Annotated in this window: 14 protein-coding genes and 1 tRNA gene; 2 read left to right on the top strand and 13 right to left on the bottom strand. The window is 70.4% G+C overall.

The window, feature by feature from the left end; all coding sequences use genetic code 11:
- Positions 1 to 25: 25 nt before the first annotated feature.
- On the bottom strand, positions 26 to 1609 hold the full coding sequence (locus G5C66_RS21440; protein WP_338144269.1) for an amidohydrolase: 1584 nt from the start codon (positions 1607 to 1609) through the stop codon (positions 26 to 28).
- Positions 1606 to 3084 (bottom strand): APC family permease, encoded by a 1479-nt coding sequence (locus G5C66_RS21435; RefSeq protein WP_165112958.1) that lies wholly within the window; start codon positions 3082 to 3084, stop codon positions 1606 to 1608. Before G5C66_RS21435 ends, G5C66_RS21440 begins: the two co-directional genes overlap by 4 nt.
- A gap of 85 nt (positions 3085 to 3169) precedes the next feature.
- On the opposite strand from G5C66_RS21435, the gene G5C66_RS21430 reads away from it, so the two are divergent.
- Positions 3170 to 3814 carry a TetR/AcrR family transcriptional regulator C-terminal domain-containing protein gene (locus tag G5C66_RS21430; protein WP_165112957.1) on the top strand — a complete coding sequence of 215 codons (645 nt, stop codon included), beginning with the start codon at positions 3170 to 3172 and terminating at the stop codon, positions 3812 to 3814.
- Positions 3815 to 3830: 16 nt separating this feature from the next.
- Here the strand turns inward: G5C66_RS21430 and G5C66_RS21425 are convergent, their stop codons facing one another.
- From G5C66_RS21425 to G5C66_RS21380, 10 genes are all read right to left on the bottom strand, one after another.
- Entirely contained in the window at positions 3831 to 5168 is a 1338-nt protein-coding gene (locus G5C66_RS21425; protein ID WP_165112956.1) for an MFS transporter, read from the bottom strand.
- A 40-nt stretch (positions 5169 to 5208) separates the two neighbouring features.
- Entirely contained in the window at positions 5209 to 5721 is a 513-nt protein-coding gene (locus tag G5C66_RS21420; protein ID WP_165112955.1) for a flavin reductase family protein, read from the bottom strand.
- A 14-nt stretch (positions 5722 to 5735) separates the two neighbouring features.
- Entirely contained in the window at positions 5736 to 6092 is a 357-nt protein-coding gene (locus G5C66_RS21415) for a cupin domain-containing protein (RefSeq protein ID WP_165112954.1), read from the bottom strand.
- The gene (locus tag G5C66_RS21410) at positions 6089 to 7564 is read right to left on the bottom strand and encodes a 4-hydroxyphenylacetate 3-hydroxylase family protein (RefSeq protein ID WP_165112953.1); all 1476 of its coding nucleotides are present in this window, start codon (positions 7562 to 7564) and stop codon (positions 6089 to 6091) included. Before G5C66_RS21410 ends, G5C66_RS21415 begins: the two co-directional genes overlap by 4 nt.
- A complete protein-coding gene (locus tag G5C66_RS21405) occupies positions 7564 to 8244 on the bottom strand; it encodes a DUF2848 family protein (RefSeq protein WP_165112952.1) in 681 nt (226 codons plus the stop codon). Before G5C66_RS21405 ends, G5C66_RS21410 begins: the two co-directional genes overlap by 1 nt.
- A complete protein-coding gene (locus tag G5C66_RS21400) occupies positions 8241 to 9071 on the bottom strand; it encodes a carbon-nitrogen family hydrolase (protein ID WP_165112951.1) in 831 nt (276 codons plus the stop codon). The genes G5C66_RS21405 and G5C66_RS21400 overlap by 4 nt, the downstream gene beginning before the upstream one ends.
- An 81-nt stretch (positions 9072 to 9152) precedes the next feature.
- Complete coding sequence (locus G5C66_RS21395; RefSeq protein ID WP_165112950.1) at positions 9153 to 10085, bottom strand: helix-turn-helix transcriptional regulator; 933 nt, start codon at positions 10083 to 10085, stop codon at positions 9153 to 9155.
- A gap of 277 nt (positions 10086 to 10362) precedes the next feature.
- A tRNA-Asn gene (locus G5C66_RS21390) sits at positions 10363 to 10438 on the bottom strand.
- 64 nt (positions 10439 to 10502) lie between these two features.
- Positions 10503 to 12386 (bottom strand): DNA primase, encoded by a 1884-nt coding sequence (dnaG, locus tag G5C66_RS21385; protein WP_165112949.1) that lies wholly within the window; start codon positions 12384 to 12386, stop codon positions 10503 to 10505.
- Between the two features lie 10 nt (positions 12387 to 12396).
- Positions 12397 to 13200: a nitrilase-related carbon-nitrogen hydrolase gene (locus G5C66_RS21380; RefSeq protein WP_165112948.1), complete on the bottom strand. Its 804-nt coding sequence runs from the start codon at positions 13198 to 13200 to the stop codon at positions 12397 to 12399.
- Between the two features lie 91 nt (positions 13201 to 13291).
- Between G5C66_RS21380 and G5C66_RS21375 the strand changes: the two genes are divergently transcribed.
- On the top strand, positions 13292 to 16657 hold the full coding sequence (locus G5C66_RS21375; protein ID WP_165112947.1) for a phosphodiester glycosidase family protein: 3366 nt from the start codon (positions 13292 to 13294) through the stop codon (positions 16655 to 16657).
- A 6-nt stretch (positions 16658 to 16663) separates the two neighbouring features.
- Here G5C66_RS21375 and G5C66_RS21370 read toward each other — a convergent pair whose 3' ends face one another.
- Positions 16664 to 17596, bottom strand: a complete 933-nt coding sequence (locus tag G5C66_RS21370; RefSeq protein ID WP_165112946.1) for an NAD(P)-dependent oxidoreductase — start codon at positions 17594 to 17596, stop codon at positions 16664 to 16666.
- Between the last annotated feature and the right edge of the window lie 64 nt (positions 17597 to 17660).

Here is a 17660-nt window from a genome sequence, read left to right as displayed (position 1 = left end):
TGCCAGCCGGCGACGGTCGCCTCGCTCATCGGCTGTCCGTGCGGTGTGTGATCCGTCCACTGGAGACGGTGAGTCTGACCGGCGCGGCGGCGAGCTCGTCGGCCGGCGCCACGACCGGGTCCACCGCGAACGCGGTGAGATCGGCTCGGTGCCCGACGGCGACCCTTCCGCTGGTGCGTTCGGTGCCGTCCGCCAGCGCAGCGTGGGTGGTCATCCCCTCCAGCGCCATCAGCCCGGTGAGGGCCTGGTCGGGGGTGATCGGCGCGTCAACCGTTCCCGGGCGGCGGCGCAGCTGTGCGAAGGCGAGCACCTCGCGGGCGTCATACGACGCGATCGGCCAGTCGGAGCCCAGCACCAGGGTGCCGCCGGCGTCACGTACGTCCCGACAGGGCCAGGCGCGAGCGGCCCGCTCGCGGCCCAGCCGCGTCGACCACTCATCGGTGCCGTCGGCCCGCGCGTAGCCGGTGTGCGAAGGCTGCATCGAGGCGACGAGTCCCGCGCCGACCACCCGTCGTACGTCCGCCAGCGGCAGTGTCTCGAGGTGCTCCACGCGGTGCCGCACACCCCCGGTGTCCACGCCGGCCAGGGACTCGACGACGTGGCGCACGCCGGCGTCCCCGATCGCATGGGTCGCCGTCTGGACCCGATCGGCGGCGAAGTGCCGGACCGCCCGGGTGTAGGCCGCCGGGTCGCGCCAGAACGCGTCGGCTCCCTGCCCGTGGCAGTCGGCGTGACCCAGCCAGGCGGTCCCACCTTCGACGGTCCCGTCGATGAAGAACTTCACGCCGCCCACGGCCCAGCTCCGACCGTGACGCCCCTGGAGCGCATCGATGGCCGCGAGGTCGTCCTCCGGCATGCACCACGGCATCACTCGCAGCCGGATCGGCAGGTCGGCGGCGTCCTCGACCGCGGCCAGGACGTCGAGTGCGTCGCCCTCGGCGTCCATCATCACGCCACCCGTGAGGCCCGTGGTCGCCATGCCGTCCATCACCTCGAGGAGCCGCTTGTGGAGCTCGGCATGCTCCATCGGCGGGACGACGCCGCGCACGGTCTCCATCGCAGCGTGCTCCAGCAGAAGCCCGGTCGGCCGGCCCGCTGTGTCGCACACGATCTCGGCGCGCTGCTCGAACCGGCGCGGTCCGGTGACGCCGGCGCGGCGCAGTGCCTCGTCGCTGGCCAGCGACGAATGGCCGTCGTACAGGACGATGACGAGCGGGGCTCCGGGGAGGGCCTCCTCGAGCACCTGGTTGGTGATCGGGGCGCCACCGAAGACGTTGTGGTCGAGGCCGAATCCCGTCACCCAGCCGTCCTTGCCCGGCAGGGCACCAGCGAGCGCGGTACGCAGGTCGTCGAGGTCTCGGCATCCGGAGAGGTCCGCGCCGGCGAAGGCGGTCACCCCGAACAGAGCGTGCAGGTGCCCGTCGACCAGGCCGGGTGTCACCGTGGCACCGGCGAGGTCGACGACCTCGGTGGTGGAGCTCCGCATGGCCACGGCATCGTCGTCGAGAGCGACGATCCGGTCGCCACGGACCGCGACGGCACGAGCGATGGGGCGGTCTGGGTCGAGCGTGCGGACGGTCGCCCCGACCATGAGCAGATCGGCACTCACGACGCCGCCACCTCCGGGGTGCTGTCGCACGTCGCGGCGACGGCATCGAAGACGTCGCGGCGGTTGCGGCGCAGCCAGAGCGCCCACCCCACGCCCAGGACGCAGGTGACGGGGATGGTCAGCAGCAGGATCTGGTTGACGAGACCTGTGGTTCCGGTTAGGAACGAGATGTTCTTCGCGGACAGCACCATCGCCAGCACCATGAGCCCGGCGGAGACGACCGGCGCGACGACGGTGCGCCAGACGCCTTCCCCGGCGGCCCGCTTGCGGAAGTAGGCGACGACCGAGATCGCAGCAGCGACCTGGAGCAGGAGGATGCCGAAGATCCCGGGGGTGTTCACCCAGATCAACAGCTGGGTGTAGGGGTCGGCCTTCGCGATCGCGAAGCCTCCGACGACGGCCAGCGCCAGCGCGGTCTGCAGGAGTCCTGCGACGTAGGGTGCCCGGGTTCTCGGATGCACCTTCGTCAGGACGGCGGGCAGCAGGCCCTCGGCGGCGATGGCGAGCGAGTAGCGGGTCACGGCGTTGTGGAAGGCGACCAGGCTCGCGACCACGCTGGTGGCGATGAGCAGGTGCATGGCCGTGGTGAACCAGGTGCCGAGGTAGGTCTCGCCGGCGACGAAGAACATGCCGACCCCGTTCGTGGTGGCCGCCTCGACCGCTCCCGCGGCGCCGAAGGCCTGGACGATGCTCCATACGATGAAGGCGTACGTCCCGGCGAGGATCGCGACGGCCAGGTAGGTCGCACGCGGGATGGTGCGGCGCGGGTCGCGGGTCTCTCGGCGATAGATCACCGTGGCCTCGAAGCCCATGAAGGCGGCGAAGGCCGTCGGCAGGATCACCGTCATCGACGGCACGAACACGTTGGCCGGCGCGAACGAGTCCAGACCGACGCCCTCGGCGCTGCCGCCCTGGACGAGGATCGCGATCGCGAGGACCAGCAGTAGGCCCGTCTCCGCACTGAGCAGCACCGCGAGGAACTTCGCGCCGAAGTCGACGCTGCGGAAGCCGACGTACCAGACGATGGCGATGCAGGCGAGGGCGTAGACCCACCAGGGCTGGTCGATCCCGAGCACCTCGGCGAAGGTGCTCTGGATGGCGACGCCGGCGAGCCCGTAGACGCCGATCTGGAGCGCGTTGTAGGAGACCAGGGCGACGAGTGCGGAGACGACGCCGGCCGTGCGGCCGAGCCCGACCGCGATGTAGGAGTAGAACGCGCCGGCGTTGTCGATGTGGCGCGACATGGTCGTGAAGCCGACGGCGAAGACGGCGAGCGCAGCTCCCGCGAAGACGTACGCCGCCGGCGCCCCGATGCCTCCGATCATCAGCGCGAGCGGGGCGACGCCGACCATCACCATCAGCGGCGCGGCGGCCGAGACGACGATGAACACCAGGTCGCTGGTGCCGAGCGCGTCGCGCTTGAGGCCGGTTGCCGTGGGCTCGGCCGTCACCGTGGGGTTCGGGACAGTTGACATGACGGATTCCTCATTAATCGAAACCGATTAGATTTAGGTTGTGCGGTAGCGTACGACTCCAGAGCCCAGAAGGGAAGAGCTTCTCGTGACCCAGATCACCCAGCGCCGCGCCGGACGCCCCCGCAAGGCCCTGCTGGACCGTGGCCGCATCGGCGCCACGGCGCTCGAGCTGGTCGACGAGACCGGCGACTTCACGTTGCCCGAGCTGGCCCGACGGCTCGGGGTGCAGACCGCCTCGCTGTACCACCATGTCCAGGGTCGCGCCGGGGTCATCGAGCTGCTGCGTGAGCAGGTGAGCGCCGAGATGGACACCTCCGCGCTCGACCTGGGGCCGTGGGATGTTGCCGTCTCGGCGTTCTTCCGCTCCTACCGTGCGGTCTTCGCGGCCCACCCGCGCGTCGTGCCGCTCCTCACGACGACGACCATCCGGTCGCCGCAGGTGCTTGCTGCGTACGACCGGATGGTCGTCCTCCTGGAAAAGATCGGTTTCCCCGTCGACCATGCCATGGAGGTGCTGACTGCCGTGGAGAGCTTCGTCATAGGTTCCGCACTCGACCTCGCTGCGCCCGACGTGATGTGGGAGATCCCTGAAGGGGTCGAGGTCCCTCGTCTTGCCGATGCGCTGGCTTCTCAGCATGATGCCGCCCACCGGGCGGAGGCCGCCTTCGAGCTCGGGCTCCGGATGATGCTGGCTGGGGTGGCGGCCGAGATCCCGCCACCGACGGCCTGAGCCCCGAGCCTTCTGTTCAGTCCCGCCCGACGGCGGTCAGGTCGGTCTCCCGCGTCTCCTTGGCGATCAGGGAGGCGACGAGGGAGACCGCGCCCATCGCCGCGAGGTAGGCCGCGATCGCGTAACCCGTGCCGAACTTCTGGTAGAGCGCGATCGCGATGATCGGAGCGAGCGAGCCGGCGAGGACCGAAGCCAGGTTGTAGGCCAGCGAGACGCCCGAGTAGCGCACCTCGGTCGGGAACAGCTCGGAGAAGAACGCGCCGATGACCGCGCTGAAGGCGGCGAAGACCAACAGACCTCCGGTGACGGCCAGGATGATGAGCGCCGTGCTCTTCGTGTCGAGGAGGCCGAAGAAGACGAAGGACCACACGATCGTCGCAACCGATGCAGCGAGGTAGATCGGGCGCCGTCCGATGCGGTCGGCGAGCACGGCGATCGACGGGATCGCGACGACCGCGACGCCTTGGCCGATCAGAACGGCTGTCAGGGCCACCGACTGGTCGAGGTGGATCATCTTGGTGACGTACGTGATCACGAACAGGGAGTAGATGTAGAAGCCTGCGTTCTCCCCGAATCGGGTAGCTGCTGCCAGCATCACCATCCGCCAGTGCTTGCGGACGACGATGCCCAACGGCAGACCCTTGGGCTGGGCGGCGGCTTGCTTCTGTGCCTGCTCGAAGAGCGGTGTCTCGGCTACGTAGAGTCGCAACCACAGGCCGATGAGGACGAGCAAGGCCGAGAGCCCGAAGGCGATCCGCCAACCCCACGACATGAAGGCTTCATCGGAGAGCATGTTGTTGAGGGCGAGAAGCACACCCGCTGCCGCGAGATTTCCGAGCGGCGGGCCGATGTTCGGCCAGGAGGCATAGAACGCTCGGCGCTTCCCGTCACCGTGCTCGGAGACGAGCAGCACGGCACCGCCCCACTCGCCGCCGAGGGCGAAACCCTGGACCAAACGCAGGGCCACCAGCAGGATCGGTGCGGCAACCCCGATCGTCGCGTAGCTCGGCAGGAAGGCGATCAGGAAGGTGGAACCGCCCATCAGCAGGAGGCTCGCGATAAGCGTTGCGCGACGTCCGTGCCGGTCGCCGAAGTGACCGAGGACGACGGCGCCGATCGGTCGTGCCAAGAAGCCCACCGCGTACGTCGCGAAAGCGAGGATCGTGCCGACGAGCGGGTCGGATGCCGGGAAGAACAGGGTGTTGAAGACCAGCGCCGAGGCGGTCCCGTAGAGAAAGAAGTCGTACCACTCGACGGCCGTGCCGGCGAGGCTCGAGCCGGCGACGACCGGCAGGCTGGTGTGTGTTGTTCGCTGTGACTGCTTGCTGGGTTGATCGAGCGTTGTTCTGGACATGGGTCTCTCCTGAAGGGTGCGTGTCGTTCAGGCCGGAGGCCTAGAAGAACCAGTGCTCGGGCTCCTGCCCGTGCGGGATGACGTCCGCGAAGCGTCCGCCGTGAAACCCGAGAGCGTCTCCCTCGCGGGAGCAGACGTCCTTGACCGCTCCGAAGACGACCGTGTGATCGCCTGCCTCGACCACCCGCTCGACGTCGCAGTCGAGGTGCGCCAGCGCGCCGGGCACGACGGGCACGCGGTGGCCGTCGTACTCCAGGCCGAGGCCCGCGAAGTGGTCCTCGCCGCGCTGGGCGAAGCGCAGGGCGATCGGCCGCTGGCGCGACGAGAGGATGTTGACCACGAACCGCCCCGCGGCAGTGACCGCCTCCGCGCTACGGGCCCCGTGGTTGAAGCAGACCAGCAGCAGCGGCGGATCGAGCGAGACCGAGGTCAGCGAGTTGACGGTCATGCCGTGCGGGACGCCGTCGTGCTCCGTGGTGATGACGGCGACACCGGTGGCGAAGCGACCCATGGTCTGCCGCATCGCCATCGAGTCGACCAGGGCTGCGGCCATCGTCCCCATCTCCCTCAGTCCTCGGTCCGAGCGTGGTAGCGGACCTCGTAAGTGGTCACGCCTTCGTCGGTGCGCCACGGGCCGTGCGGCATGCCCGGCGGGCGGCAGGCAAACTCGCCGGCCACGAAGGTCCGGTCCAGCGTGAGATCATGGAACGAGCCCTCGATGATGTAGACCTCCTCCCAGAACTCGTGCTTCTGCACGCCCAGGTCGGTGGAGTCGGCGCCGGGCTCGTAGCGCAGAATCCGGGTGGCCACGCCACCGGCGGGGTCCGCCGCGAGGATCCGCTCCTTGATCAGCGGGTTGTCGCCCGGGCACAGGGTGTAATCGATGTCGGTGATCGGGGTGAACTCGATCTCGGGCTTGCTCATGCGGTGACCTCCTCGGTGATGGCGGCGAGCTCGGTGACGCCGTACGACGCCAGGAACTCCTCGACGGACGCGAGCGGCCCGTCGTAGTCGAAGTTGCGGAACGCGTAGCCCTTCACGACGAAGGGGGCTCCGGAGTAGAAGAGCTCGTACTGCTGATGGCGGCCGGCGAACTCGCTGCCGATCGCATCCCAGGCGAGCTTGAACAGCTTCACCCGGTCGATCGAGGAGATGCCGGGGCTGCTGACGTAGCGCTCCATGTCGTCGCGGGTGGCCTCGTCGACGAGCTCGTTCACGCTCGAGGGGACCTGCAGGACTCCCCCGCCGACGAGGTCTCGCAGGATCCCGATGACGCGCGGGTGGATCTCGGCCTGGAGGCCCATGGCGCCGTAGAGAGCCTGGGCGCCTGGGCGGGTCAGGCCCTGGGCGTCGGTCGTCGCGGTGAACTGCGCGGAGTTCACACCGGACTCCACGACCGAGACCAGGCTGGCCAGCTCGCCGAGCTTCTCGACGACACCGGGGAACTTGTCCACGCCGTTGACGGCGGCGACCTTGCGGGCGATGCCGGCGAGGAACTTCAGCTTGGTGGCGAATCGGATCTGGGCCTGGAAGTTTCCGAGAACGTGGGCGGCGGTCTCGAAGAACTGCTTGCGCAGGCCGGCGACATCCTTGTAGACGAAGACGTCCTTCCACGGGATGAAGACGTCGTCGAAGACGAGTAGTGCGTCGGTCTCGTCGAAGCGGGAGCTGAGCGGGTAGTCGTACTCGCTCGTCACGCCGGGTGCGTAGGGGCGGCGGCAGTAGAGGCTGAGGCCGGCGGCGTTGACCGGGACGGTGAAGCTGACCGCGAAGTCGGAGTCCTCGGCCTGGAGCGGCTTGATGCAGGACACCAGGATCTCGTCGGCGACCGCTCCACCGGTGGCCAGCATCTGGGCACCGCGGACGACGATCCCGTCCTCGCGCTCCTCCTTGACCCCGACCTGGATGAAGTCGCCCTCCCAGGCGTGCGCGGTCGTGGCGCGCGAGACCTGCGGCGGGATGATCGCGTACGACACGTACAGGTCGCTCTCGACGATGCGGCGGTGGAACGCGAGCACGTTGTCGGCCAGACCACGCTCGGACTCGAACGCCTCGGGATGCGCCGAGAACGCGGCCACGAAGGCACCCACGTGGTCGGGCGAACGCCCCACCCAGCCGTGGGTGTGGTCGGCCCAGACCTGGGCGGCGTCGCGCCAGGACTGCAGGTCCTCGGCGCTGCGGGGCGCAAGGAAGAGGCGGTTGACCGGGCGGCCGGCCACCTCGTCGTGGACCTGCATCCCGTTGGCGGGGTCGGCGGCGAGATCGAGCAGGTTGCCGATGGTGCTGGCGATCGGCGCGAAGGCCGGGTCGCTGGCGACGTGCTCGACGGGCTTGCCGTCGACGATGACGCGGCGGCCGTCGTCGAGGGAGGCGAGGTAGTCGGTGCTGGTGCGCATCAGTTGCTCCTGACAGAGACGGTGTAGGTGAGCTCGATGGGTGCGTGGCCGGGGACCTCGAGCTGCATGCGCCAGTCGCGGCCGTAGCGGAAGGTGCCGTCGATCAGCGGTCGGGTGCCGCCGAAGAGGACGAGGGCGACGTCGGCGCTGCCACCGATCTGGTCCCACTCCGCCAGGACCTGGGTGATCGGGAGCATCGAGGCGAGGGTGCCCTCTTGGTAGAGGTCGCCGTCGACCCAACTGCGGACGACGATGGCGTCCCAGTCGAGGAGGGCCGGTGGGTCGCCCAGCTCGATGAGGGTGGAGGCGATCGGCTTGGGGCAGGCGGCCTTCGAGAGCTGGATGCCGACGGTCTCCATCTTCCGGTCGGTGTGGTCCGAACCGATGGTGAGGTAGTAAGTCCCGTTCGCTCGGACGAGCACCGGCTCGACCTCGCCGGACGTCTCGGCGCCGCCGACCTCGATGTTGCCTGCGGTGGTCAGCCGGTCGACGTCGAGCGGGTAGAAAGCCGGGATGGTGTCCGGCTCCGGCACGCCGATCGCGGCGAGCTCGTCGATGTGATGGCGGACCGCCTCCTGGTCGCGGCCGGTGTAACCCGCCACGACGAGATGGGTCGGCGCGATCTCGACGTCGGCACCGTGGGTGGTGCGGAGCCGGAGGCGCGTCGCGGTGGTGCTCATGCGTACTCCTTCATGTGGGTGGGCTGTGTCGGTACGGGCGCGGCCGGCCACCGGCGGTCGGCCAGCGCCGGGAACTCCGCACGGAAGCGGCGCGGAAGGCTGGGGTCAAGGTCGGCGTAGGTGAAGCCCTCGTCGGCGCCGGCCTCGACGAGCACCTCGCCGGTCGGCGCAACCACGCGGCTGTGCCCGCCGAGGGCGACGCCCTGCTGCTCGCCGACGGCGTTGCAGGCGATCAGGTTGACCTGCTGCTCGACGGCGCGCACGGAGGTGAACAGCCGCCAGTGCTCGAGGCGGGCAGCGGGCCAGGCCGCGCAGACGACCAGCTGTTCCGCACCCTCGTCGACCAGGCTGCGGAACAGCTCGGGAAAGCGGAGGTCGTAGCACGTCGTGATCCCGGTGGTAGGGCCCGCGACCGGAGCGACGCCGAGGCCCTCCCCCGGCGTCAGCAGCTCCGACTCGCGAGAGCCGTAGCCGAACAGGTGGACCTTGCGGTATCGGGTGACGACCTCGCCGTCAGGGGCGACGACCACCGAGTTGTTGTGCAACCGGCCCTCGGGGTCGGCCTCGACGAAGCTGCCGAGGTGGACGAACAGCTTCAGCGCGGTGGCCCAGCTGCGAGCAGCAGCGACGGTCGGCCCCTCGAAGGGCTCGGCACGCTCGACGTAGTGCTCGAAGGAGAAGTAGCCGGCCGTCCACATCTCCGGCAGCACCAGCAGGTCGACATCTCGCAGGGCGCGCTCGGCGCGAACCGTTCGGTCGACGCGAGCAAGTCGGTCTTCGACCGATTCCTGGTCTGGGCTGGCGATCTGGAGAAGCGATATCTGCATGCCTCAACGATCGTGTGACCGCAGACACACCCGATATCGGAAAGACGCCGAGCGGCACTCGGATATACGCGAGGACGTGGATCAGCGACGCTCGGCGAGAACAGCTGAAGGGGTGACGCCGTATCTGGCACGGAAGGCAGCACCGAACTCGCCGAGGTGGAAGAACCCGCAACGGTAGGCGACGTCGGTCACCGACAAGCCGGGCGCGCCACTGGCCAGCAGGGCGTGGGCTCGCTCGAGCCGCTGAGAGCGCAGCCACTTCAGCGGTGTGGTCCCGAGCTCGCTCCGGAAACAGGCCTGCAGGCTACGTACGCTCGTACCGCACGCCTCCGCCACCGCGGTGACGGTCATCGGTTCGTCGAACCGGTCGAGCATGAAGTCCATCGCCACCCGCAACCGCGGCGACACCGGCCGGGAACGCTGGGGGTCGGCAGCAGTGGTCCGGTTGTTCGGCTGCGCCAGCAGCAGAGTCTCGATGATCAGCTGCTCGAGCTGCCAGATCAGCTGCGGCCGATGCTCCGCCGCGGCAGAATCGACCAGGCTGACGGCGGACTCCAGCAGACCGTCGAGGCTCACGACACCCTCTGCGAGCGCGACATCGAAGTGAACCGGCCCGACCTCCCCCGTCAACGCGGCCGCCACCGACTCGACCCGCGTGCGGTCAAGGCGCACGATCACCTGGTCCCAGGCGGCGTCGAAGGCGAACTCGAACTCACGGTGCGGACCGATGATGACGCCGTGTCCCGGGGTGGCCACCACCTCCGACTGCCCGTAGCGGAACACTCCAGCACCGCCGAGGGGGAGGGTGAGGAGGTAGTCGTCGAGGACCCCGTCGCCGGAACTCACCGTGACCTCGGCGCCGTAGCGCAACAGGTTGACCGACGCGTCGAGAAGAGGGACGTGGGTCAGGGTCGTGGCGAGCCGAGGCCTCGCCTGGCGCACGGCGAGGGAATGGGGGCGCAGCGCGCCAGTGCACGCCTCGATGATCTCGTCGGCATCGCCGGTGTCGGACAAGACAGCGCGACCGCGATCCGCCGTCAGACGCGCCAATGCGGGAACTCCCATGGCACCTCCCGACGATCTGAACAGACGGACTTCGAGCCGAGCCTCGAGTCCACCGATCATGGCTCGCCTGTCCCGGCCCCGTCAACGAGGCCGTGGAACCACCATGTGGTTCGTGCCTCGAGAAGGCGGCTCGGGCCTGAGCGTGTGCATTGCAAGAGAAACGATCAACGAACGATATGACAAGAGCCGCTGACCTTGGCGTTTTGCCTGGTCAGCGGCTCTGTTCTGGCTCCCCGAGTTGGACTCGAACCAACAACCCTCCGGTTAACAGCCGAATGCTCTGCCAATTGAGCTATCGGGGAATGCTCCTTGCGGCGCGGTGAAACCTTAGCAACCCGGCGGCGGCGATCGGAAATCGGGAGGCCCTCATTCGGCGACGAGATCGCGGAGGCCGCGACGGTGCTGCTCGAGGGCGGCGAGCTGGGCGAAAAGACGGTTGTACGCGTCGGGGTCGGCGGCCGCGTCGGAGCGCTGCAGACGGCTCTTCACGTCGGCGATGCGGCGCTGGTCGAGGAGCTCGAGGAGGCGTACGACGTACTGCAGGACGTACGCCGAGTCGGGCTCCTTCGCGGACGGGATCGGCTCCACGGCCAGCTCGGCGAGGATGCGGCTGACGAGCGGGTCCGAGGAGGCGGCGGCGAGCTTCTGGGCCCAGCCGGCGTCGCCGGTGCCGGCGCCGGGACCGCCGAGGCCGGCGATGATCTCCCACAGCGCCCGGTAGAGCGGGTGGGTGAACGCCTCGGGGGTGATCTCGCCGGTGGTGCGGCCGAGGGCGACGGGGTGCTGCACGAAGAGCTTCAGCGTCTCCCGCTCGACCGCGAAGCGGGGCTCGCGCGGGTGCGGCATGGGTGGGCGGCGGGGCGCTGCGGGCGCCTGCTGAGGAGCGACCGCCTCACGCCGGGGCGGAGCGGCCGACGGCGCCGGGCGGCCGGCGGCGCGGCGTACCTCTCGGGCGGCCTCGTCCGGATCGACGCCGAGGAAGCGCGCCAGGTCCCGGGTGAAGCCCATCTTCTTGGACTCGTCACGCACGGAAGCCACCAAGGGCGCGGCTTCACGGAGCGCGTCGACCCGGCCGTCGGCACGGTCGAGGTCGTACTTCGAGGCGACGTTGCGCAGCACGAACTCGTAGAGCGGGACCCGGTTGGCGAGCAACTCGCGGACCGCCTCGTCGCCCTTCTTGATCCGCAGGTCGTTGGGGTCGAGGCCGTCGGGCTCGACGGCGACGTAGGTCTGCGAGGTGAAGTTGCCGTCGCCCTTGAACGCCTTCAGGGCCGCGGCCTGGCCGGCGGCGTCGCCGTCGAAGGTGAACACCACCGCGCCGCGCAGCTGCTGGTCGTCGGAGATGAACCGGCGCAGCACCTTGGCGTGATCGTCACCGAAGGCGGTGCCGCACGTGGCGACCGCGGTGGTGACCCCGGCGAGATGACAGGCCATCACGTCGGTGTAGCCCTCCACGATCACCGCCTCGCGGGTGCGGGCCATCTCCTTGCGGGCCAGGTCGATGCCGTAGAGGACGTGGGACTTCTTGTAGATCGGCGTCTCGGAGGTGTTGAGGTACTTCGCCTCGATGCGGTCATCGTCGAAGAGCCGACGCGCGCCGAAGCCGATCACATCGCCGCCCGACTCCCGGATGGGCCACATCAGCCGGCCGCGGAACCGGTCGTAGTGCGACCGCCCCTGCGCCACCAGACCAGCGGTGACGACCTCCTCGTCGGAGAACCCGCGCGCACGCAGGTGGCGATAGAGGTCCTCTCCCCCGCGCGGCGAGAAGCCGACGCCGAAGTGGAGCGCGGCGTCGCGGTCGAAGCCCTTCTCAGCGAGGAACTGGCGCGCGACCACCGCGTCCGGGGTCAGCAGCTGCTCGGCGTAGAACTCGGCGGCGACCTTGTGGGCCTCGACCAGCTTGCCGCGGCCCGGACCCCGTCGGACCGGCGCATCGTCGCCCTCCTCGCGCTGGACCTGTACGCCGACCTTGTCGCCGAGCCGTTCGACCGCCTCGAAGAAGCTGAGCCCGTCGAGCTTCATCACGAAGTCGATGACGTCGCCGCCCTCGCCGCAGCCGAAGCACTTGTAGAACCCGCGCGAGGGGTTCACGTTGAACGACGGCGACTTCTCGTCGTGGAACGGGCACAGCCCTTTGAAGGTGCCGGGCCCGGCGCGGCGCAGCGTGACGTACTGGGAGACGATGTCGTCCAAGCGCGCCTTCTCGCGCACCTCCTGGATGCTCGTCTCCTTGATGCGGCCCGCCACGAGGTGAATCCTACGGGGCAGCCGCGACGGAGACCGTACGCCGTGGGCCGAGGTCCGCCCGGTGGTCCGCCCACATCCGCTGGTCGTCGCGGACGCGCGCCACCTCCGCCGGGTCGATCGTGGCGACGACCATGCCCGGGGTGGCGTCGTCGAGGCGCTCGACCGGCCGGCCGAGCGGGTCGTAGAGGGCCGAGCCGCCGATGAAGCCGAGCGGCCCGCCGACGAGTCCGGCGAAGGCGACGTACATCGAGTTGTCCAGCGCTCGGGCGGCGTAGTGCAGGTCGCGCCGGTGGCCGCCACCGGGGAAGTAGGCGCCGGTGTTGAGGTAGAGGATCGCGCCGTCGGCGGCCGCCGCTGCGGCGTGCTCGGGGAAGTTGGCGTCGTAGCAGACCGACAGCGCCACCCGGACGCCGTCGATCTCGATCGTGGTGCCGTGTCCGCCGGGCTCGAAGGGCTCGCGCTCGGGCGGGAAGAGATGCTGCTTGTCGTACGCCGCGACCGGCTCCTCCCCCGGCGCGAGCACGAGGCTGGTGATCGCCTGTCGCCCGTCTCGGGCGAGGGGCGAGTTGAGCACCAGCACCGCGCCGGTCTCGTCCACGGCGGCCTGTGCCGGCGCGAGCCAGGACGGATCGTCGAGCGTGGGCAGCGGCCCGCCGAACACGTCGAGGTCCCACGAGGTCGTGAACGTCTCCGGCAGCGCCACCAGCCGCGCGCCTCTCGCGGCCGCCTCGCGGACCCGGTCGGCCGTCGTCGCGACGTTGGCCGCCACCTCACCGGGGACCGCCGTCTCCTGCACCACCGCTACCGTCAGCACACCCCTGACCGTATCGTCCGTTCACGGATCCGCCACGCACGCTTCCCCTAATTCGCTTCCCGCCGAGCACCGAGATCGCGACAGTGGGAGCGTGCGCCCCCTCGCCCCCACGCTCGCTCTCGCCCTGGCTGTTCTCGTCGCCGCCGGACCGGCCGCCGCCGACGTACCTCCTCCGCCGCCGACCGCGGTGACGCTCGCCCCGGGCGGGATCCCGCCGAACCAGCAGGAGTCCAACGGCTACGACTTCGCCGCCGGCGGGGAGGCGCTCTCGACGGTCGCGACCCAGGACGTCGCACCGGGCCTGAAGCTGACCAACTTCCAGCGGCTCGAGACCACCGGCTGGAACCGCGGCAACGTCCTCACCGCGGACCTGTCCGAGCCGACGCTGTCGATGGACGTACGCAACACCGGCAAGGTCGCCGGGATCGGCACCCTCTCCCGCCAGATGGCCGGGACCGGCGCGGTGGCCGGCATCAACGCCGGCTTCTACGACATCAACGCCTCCGGGGCGCCGGTCGGGCTGGCCAAGAGCCGCGACGGCCTGCAGAACGCGCGGTTCGGCTCCGATCCCACGTTGTCGATGGCCGGCGCGAAAGCCGCGATCGGCGAGCTGACCTCGGGCGGGACCGTCACGATCGAGGGCACCGAGCACGACCTGGCCGGCTTCAACACCCCGTCGCTGCCCACCGGTGGCATCGGCGTCTACACCGAGCTGTGGGGCGACTACACCCTCGACCGGCCGGTCGGCGGTCCGGCGAACGTCTCCCCGGAGGTCGCCCGTGCCACCGTCGTCGACGGCGTCGTCACGGCGGTCGACGACGAGGCCGGTGCGCCGGCGGTGCCCGACGACGGCCAGGTGCTGCTCGGTCGCGAGGCCGGTGCCCGGGTCGTGGGCGACCTGGAGGTCGGCGACCGGGTGGATGTGGCCGTCGGGCTGGCCGAGGACGCCGACTGGGCGGTCAGCGGCAACGTCCAGCTCGTGGTCGACGGCGAGGTCGGCCCGGGCATCGGCGACGACGGCGTCCACTCGCGCACGGCGGTCGGGCTCAACCGCGACGGCACCAAGCTGATCGTGCTCGCCCTCGACGGCCAGACCGGCGCGAGCCGCGGGATGACCCGCGCGGAGCTGGCCAGGTTCATGCTCAGCCTCGGCGCCTACCAGGCGCTGAACCTGGACGGCGGCGGCTCGACCACGATGGCCGCCCGGGTCGCCGGCGACGTGCGGCCGAGGATCGTCGACACCCCCTCTGACGGGACCGAGCGCGAGGTCTCCAACACCCTGCTGTTCTTCTCCTCGGCGAAGCCGACCGGGGTCGCGACCGAGGCGCAGGTCCGCCCGGTCACCAACCGCGCGGGTGCCTACCGGGTGCTGCAGGGGCAGCGGCGTACGGTGTTCGGCTCGGGGCTGGACGCCACCTACGCGGCCGTCGAGCAGCCGGGCCGGTTCCGCACCCAGGACCCCGACGTCGGGATCCCCGACAGCAGCGGTGACCGCGCAGCGGCCGTCGGGCGGCGCACCGGATCGGCCGACGTCGTCTACACCACCGGCCACCACCGCGCCTCGATGCCGCTGACCGTCCTCGGCCCGCTCGCCCGGCTCGCGGTCGACAAGTCCCAGCTGGCGATCGAGCGGTCCGGCGAGACGGCGACGATCCAGGTCACCGGGTACGACGCGGACGGGCGACCGGCCCCGATCGAGCCCTCGGAGATCACCGTGGACGCCGATCCAGGCGTCGAGGTGACCCCCGACGGCGCCAACGGGTTCGCCGTCCGAGCCACCATGGAGAGCGGCGCGGCGGTGATCGACCTCGCGGTCGGCGGCCACCACGTGACCTCCACGGTGCTGGTCGGCAGCGAGCAGCACACCCTGGCCGACTTCGCCGACGGCGCCTCCTGGAAGGTCGAGACCGCCCGGGCGACGGCGACCATCCAGCCCGTCGCCGGCGGCGGACACGACGGCGGCGACGCGCTGCGGCTACGCCACGACTTCACCACCAGCACCGGCACCCGTGGCGTCTACGCGGTGCCGCCCGCCGGCCTGGCCGTGCCGGGCCGGCCGTTGAGCCTGTCGCTGTGGGTCGACGGCGACGCCAGCGGGATCTGGCCGCGGATCCAGATCCGCTCCGGCGACGGCACCGTCAGCAACCTCGACGGCGACCTGGTCACCTGGGACGGGTGGCAGCACGTGACCTACCCGATCCCGCCGGGCACCGCGATGCCGATCCGGGTCGACAAGATCCGGTTCCTGGAGACCCGTCCGGCCGCCTCCTACCGCGGCGACCTGACGATCAGCGACCTGGTCGCCAACGTCGCGCCGGACGCCCCGCCGACGCACACCGAGCCGGTCCACGACCCGGTGATCCTCACCGAGGGCACCGTCGACGACCGGCCGCAGCGGATCGCGGTGATGTCCGACGGCCAGTTCGTGGCACGCAACCCCGACAGCGACCTGGTGCGCCACGTACGCGAGACGCTCCGCGAGATCGTCGCCGCCCGGCCCGACCACCTGATCATCGACGGCGACCTCGTCGACGAGGCCTCCCCGGCCGACATCGCGCTGGCGAAGCAGATCCTGGACGAGGAGGTCGGCGACCGGATCCCCTACACCTACGTCCCCGGCAACCACGAGGTCATGGGCGGCCCGATCACGAACTTCAAGGCGGTCTTCGGGGCGACCCACACCGCGTTCCGGATCGGGGCGACGCAGCTCATCACCCTCAACAGCTCCTCGGGCACGCTGCACGGCAACGACGACGGCAAGGCGCAGCTGACCGAGCTGGAGTCACAGCTGAGCGCCGCGGCCGCCGACCCGACGATCACCGGTGTCGTCCTCGCCATGCACCACCCCATCGACGACCCGCTCCCCGACAAGGCCAGCCAGCTGACCGACCGGATCGAGGCCAGGCAGCTCGAGGACCGGCTGGGCCGGTTCCGTACGTCCTCGGGCAAGTCGGTCGCCGTCGTCAACGGTCACGTCGGCGTCTTCCACGGCTCCTCGGCGCAGGGCATCTCGATGCTGGTCAACGGCAACTCCGGCAAGACCCCGGCCGGCAACGTGGCCGGCGGTGGGTTCCGGGGCTGGACCATGGTCGGGATCGACCCGCGCGCCGGGGTCGTCGGCAGCGACCCGCGTCCCGGAGCGCGGCTGCGCTGGCTGCGCGCCGAGACCCGTCCTGCGGTCGACACCGTCTCGACCGGTGCCCCAGAGACGCTCGCGATGGGGTCGTCGGTGACGCTCGAGTCCACTTTCACCCAGGGCGCGGCGACCGTCCCGGTCGCCTGGCCGGTCACCGCCGACTGGGGTGGCGACGGGGTCGCCGTGGGCGAGCAGGGCCACGGCGTCGTACGCATCGACCCGGCCACCCGGCGACTGACCGCGCTGCGTCCGGGGACCGCCACCGTGACGCTCGTGGTGAACGGCGTGAAGGCGGAGTCGACTATCACGGTCACGCCTTAGCTCAGGTCAGTAGGCGCCCGACATCACGTTGGCGAGCGGCTCGCCGGCGGCGAACCGCTCGAGCTGCTCGCGGACGACCCGGTAGGCACGCGGCCACATCGCGCTCGACGCACCGCCGACGTGCGGGGTGATGAGCAGGTTGGGCGAGCTCCACAGTGGGCTCTCGGCCGGGAGCGGCTCGGTCTCGGCGACGTCGATGGCCGCGTGGATGCGCTCGGTCGCGAGCTCGGCGACCAGGTCGTCGGTGACGACGACTCCGCCACGGGCGACGTTGACCAGCAGCGCGCCGTCCTTCATCCGTCCCAGGAACTCCCGGTCGACCAGGCCGCGGGTCTCGTCGGTCAGCGGCGTGACCAGCACGATCACGTCGGCCCCCGGGACGAGCGAGGCGAGCTCGCCGAAGCCGTGGACACCGTCGCGGGCGGTCCGGGCGACCTTGACGACCTCGGTCTCGAACGGCAGCAGCCGGGCCTCGATGGCGCGGCCGATCGCCCCGTAGCCCACGATCAGGACCCGCTTGTCGGCCAGCGACGGGAACCAGCCCGGCCGCCACGCGTGCTCGTCCTGATGACGTACGTGACCGGGGATGCCCCGCAGTGACGAGAGGATCAAGGTGACGGCGAGCTCGGCGGTCGAGGTGTCGTGGATGCCCCGGCCGTTGCACAGGGTCACCCCCTCGGGGATGTGGCCGCGGGCGGCGTCGACCCCCGCCGTCAGCAGCTGCACCACCTGGAGCGACTTCATCTGGCTGACGACCTCGAAGATCCGCGACCCGAGCATGTAGGGCGGCAGGTAGAAGGCCACCTCGCCGACCGAGTCCGGCACCTCCACGTGGGCGCCGGCGAAGCGGGTGTGGTCGAAGAGCTCGAACCGGAGGCCTGGGGGCACCTCGCCCAGCTCGGAGGGGTCGAAGGGCAGCCAGACGAGGGGATCACTCACGCAGCGAGACTCTCATACCCCGGTAGGGGTGACCTGAATCACATCGCGCCGCTAGGGTGACCGC

Source organism: Nocardioides turkmenicus (assembly GCF_011045035.1).
Classification (GTDB): Bacteria; Actinomycetota; Actinomycetes; order Propionibacteriales; family Nocardioidaceae; genus Nocardioides; species Nocardioides turkmenicus.
The sequence above is the reverse complement of the archived record's forward strand: the minus strand, read 5'-3'. Positions and strand labels throughout refer to the sequence as shown.

Excerpts from the sequence above, each read along its gene's own strand:
- G5C66_RS21435 (WP_165112958.1), bottom strand. The coding sequence starts at position 3,084 with ATGTCAACTGTCCCGAACCCCACGGTGACGGCCGAGCCCACGGCAACC.
- G5C66_RS21425 (WP_165112956.1), bottom strand. The coding sequence starts at position 5,168 with ATGTCCAGAACAACGCTCGATCAACCCAGCAAGCAGTCACAGCGAACA.
- G5C66_RS21420 (WP_165112955.1), bottom strand. The coding sequence starts at position 5,721 with ATGGCCGCAGCCCTGGTCGACTCGATGGCGATGCGGCAGACCATGGGT.
- G5C66_RS21415 (WP_165112954.1), bottom strand. The coding sequence starts at position 6,092 with ATGAGCAAGCCCGAGATCGAGTTCACCCCGATCACCGACATCGATTAC.
- G5C66_RS21410 (WP_165112953.1), bottom strand. The coding sequence starts at position 7,564 with ATGCGCACCAGCACCGACTACCTCGCCTCCCTCGACGACGGCCGCCGC.
- G5C66_RS21405 (WP_165112952.1), bottom strand. The coding sequence starts at position 8,244 with ATGAGCACCACCGCGACGCGCCTCCGGCTCCGCACCACCCACGGTGCC.
- G5C66_RS21400 (WP_165112951.1), bottom strand. The coding sequence starts at position 9,071 with ATGCAGATATCGCTTCTCCAGATCGCCAGCCCAGACCAGGAATCGGTC.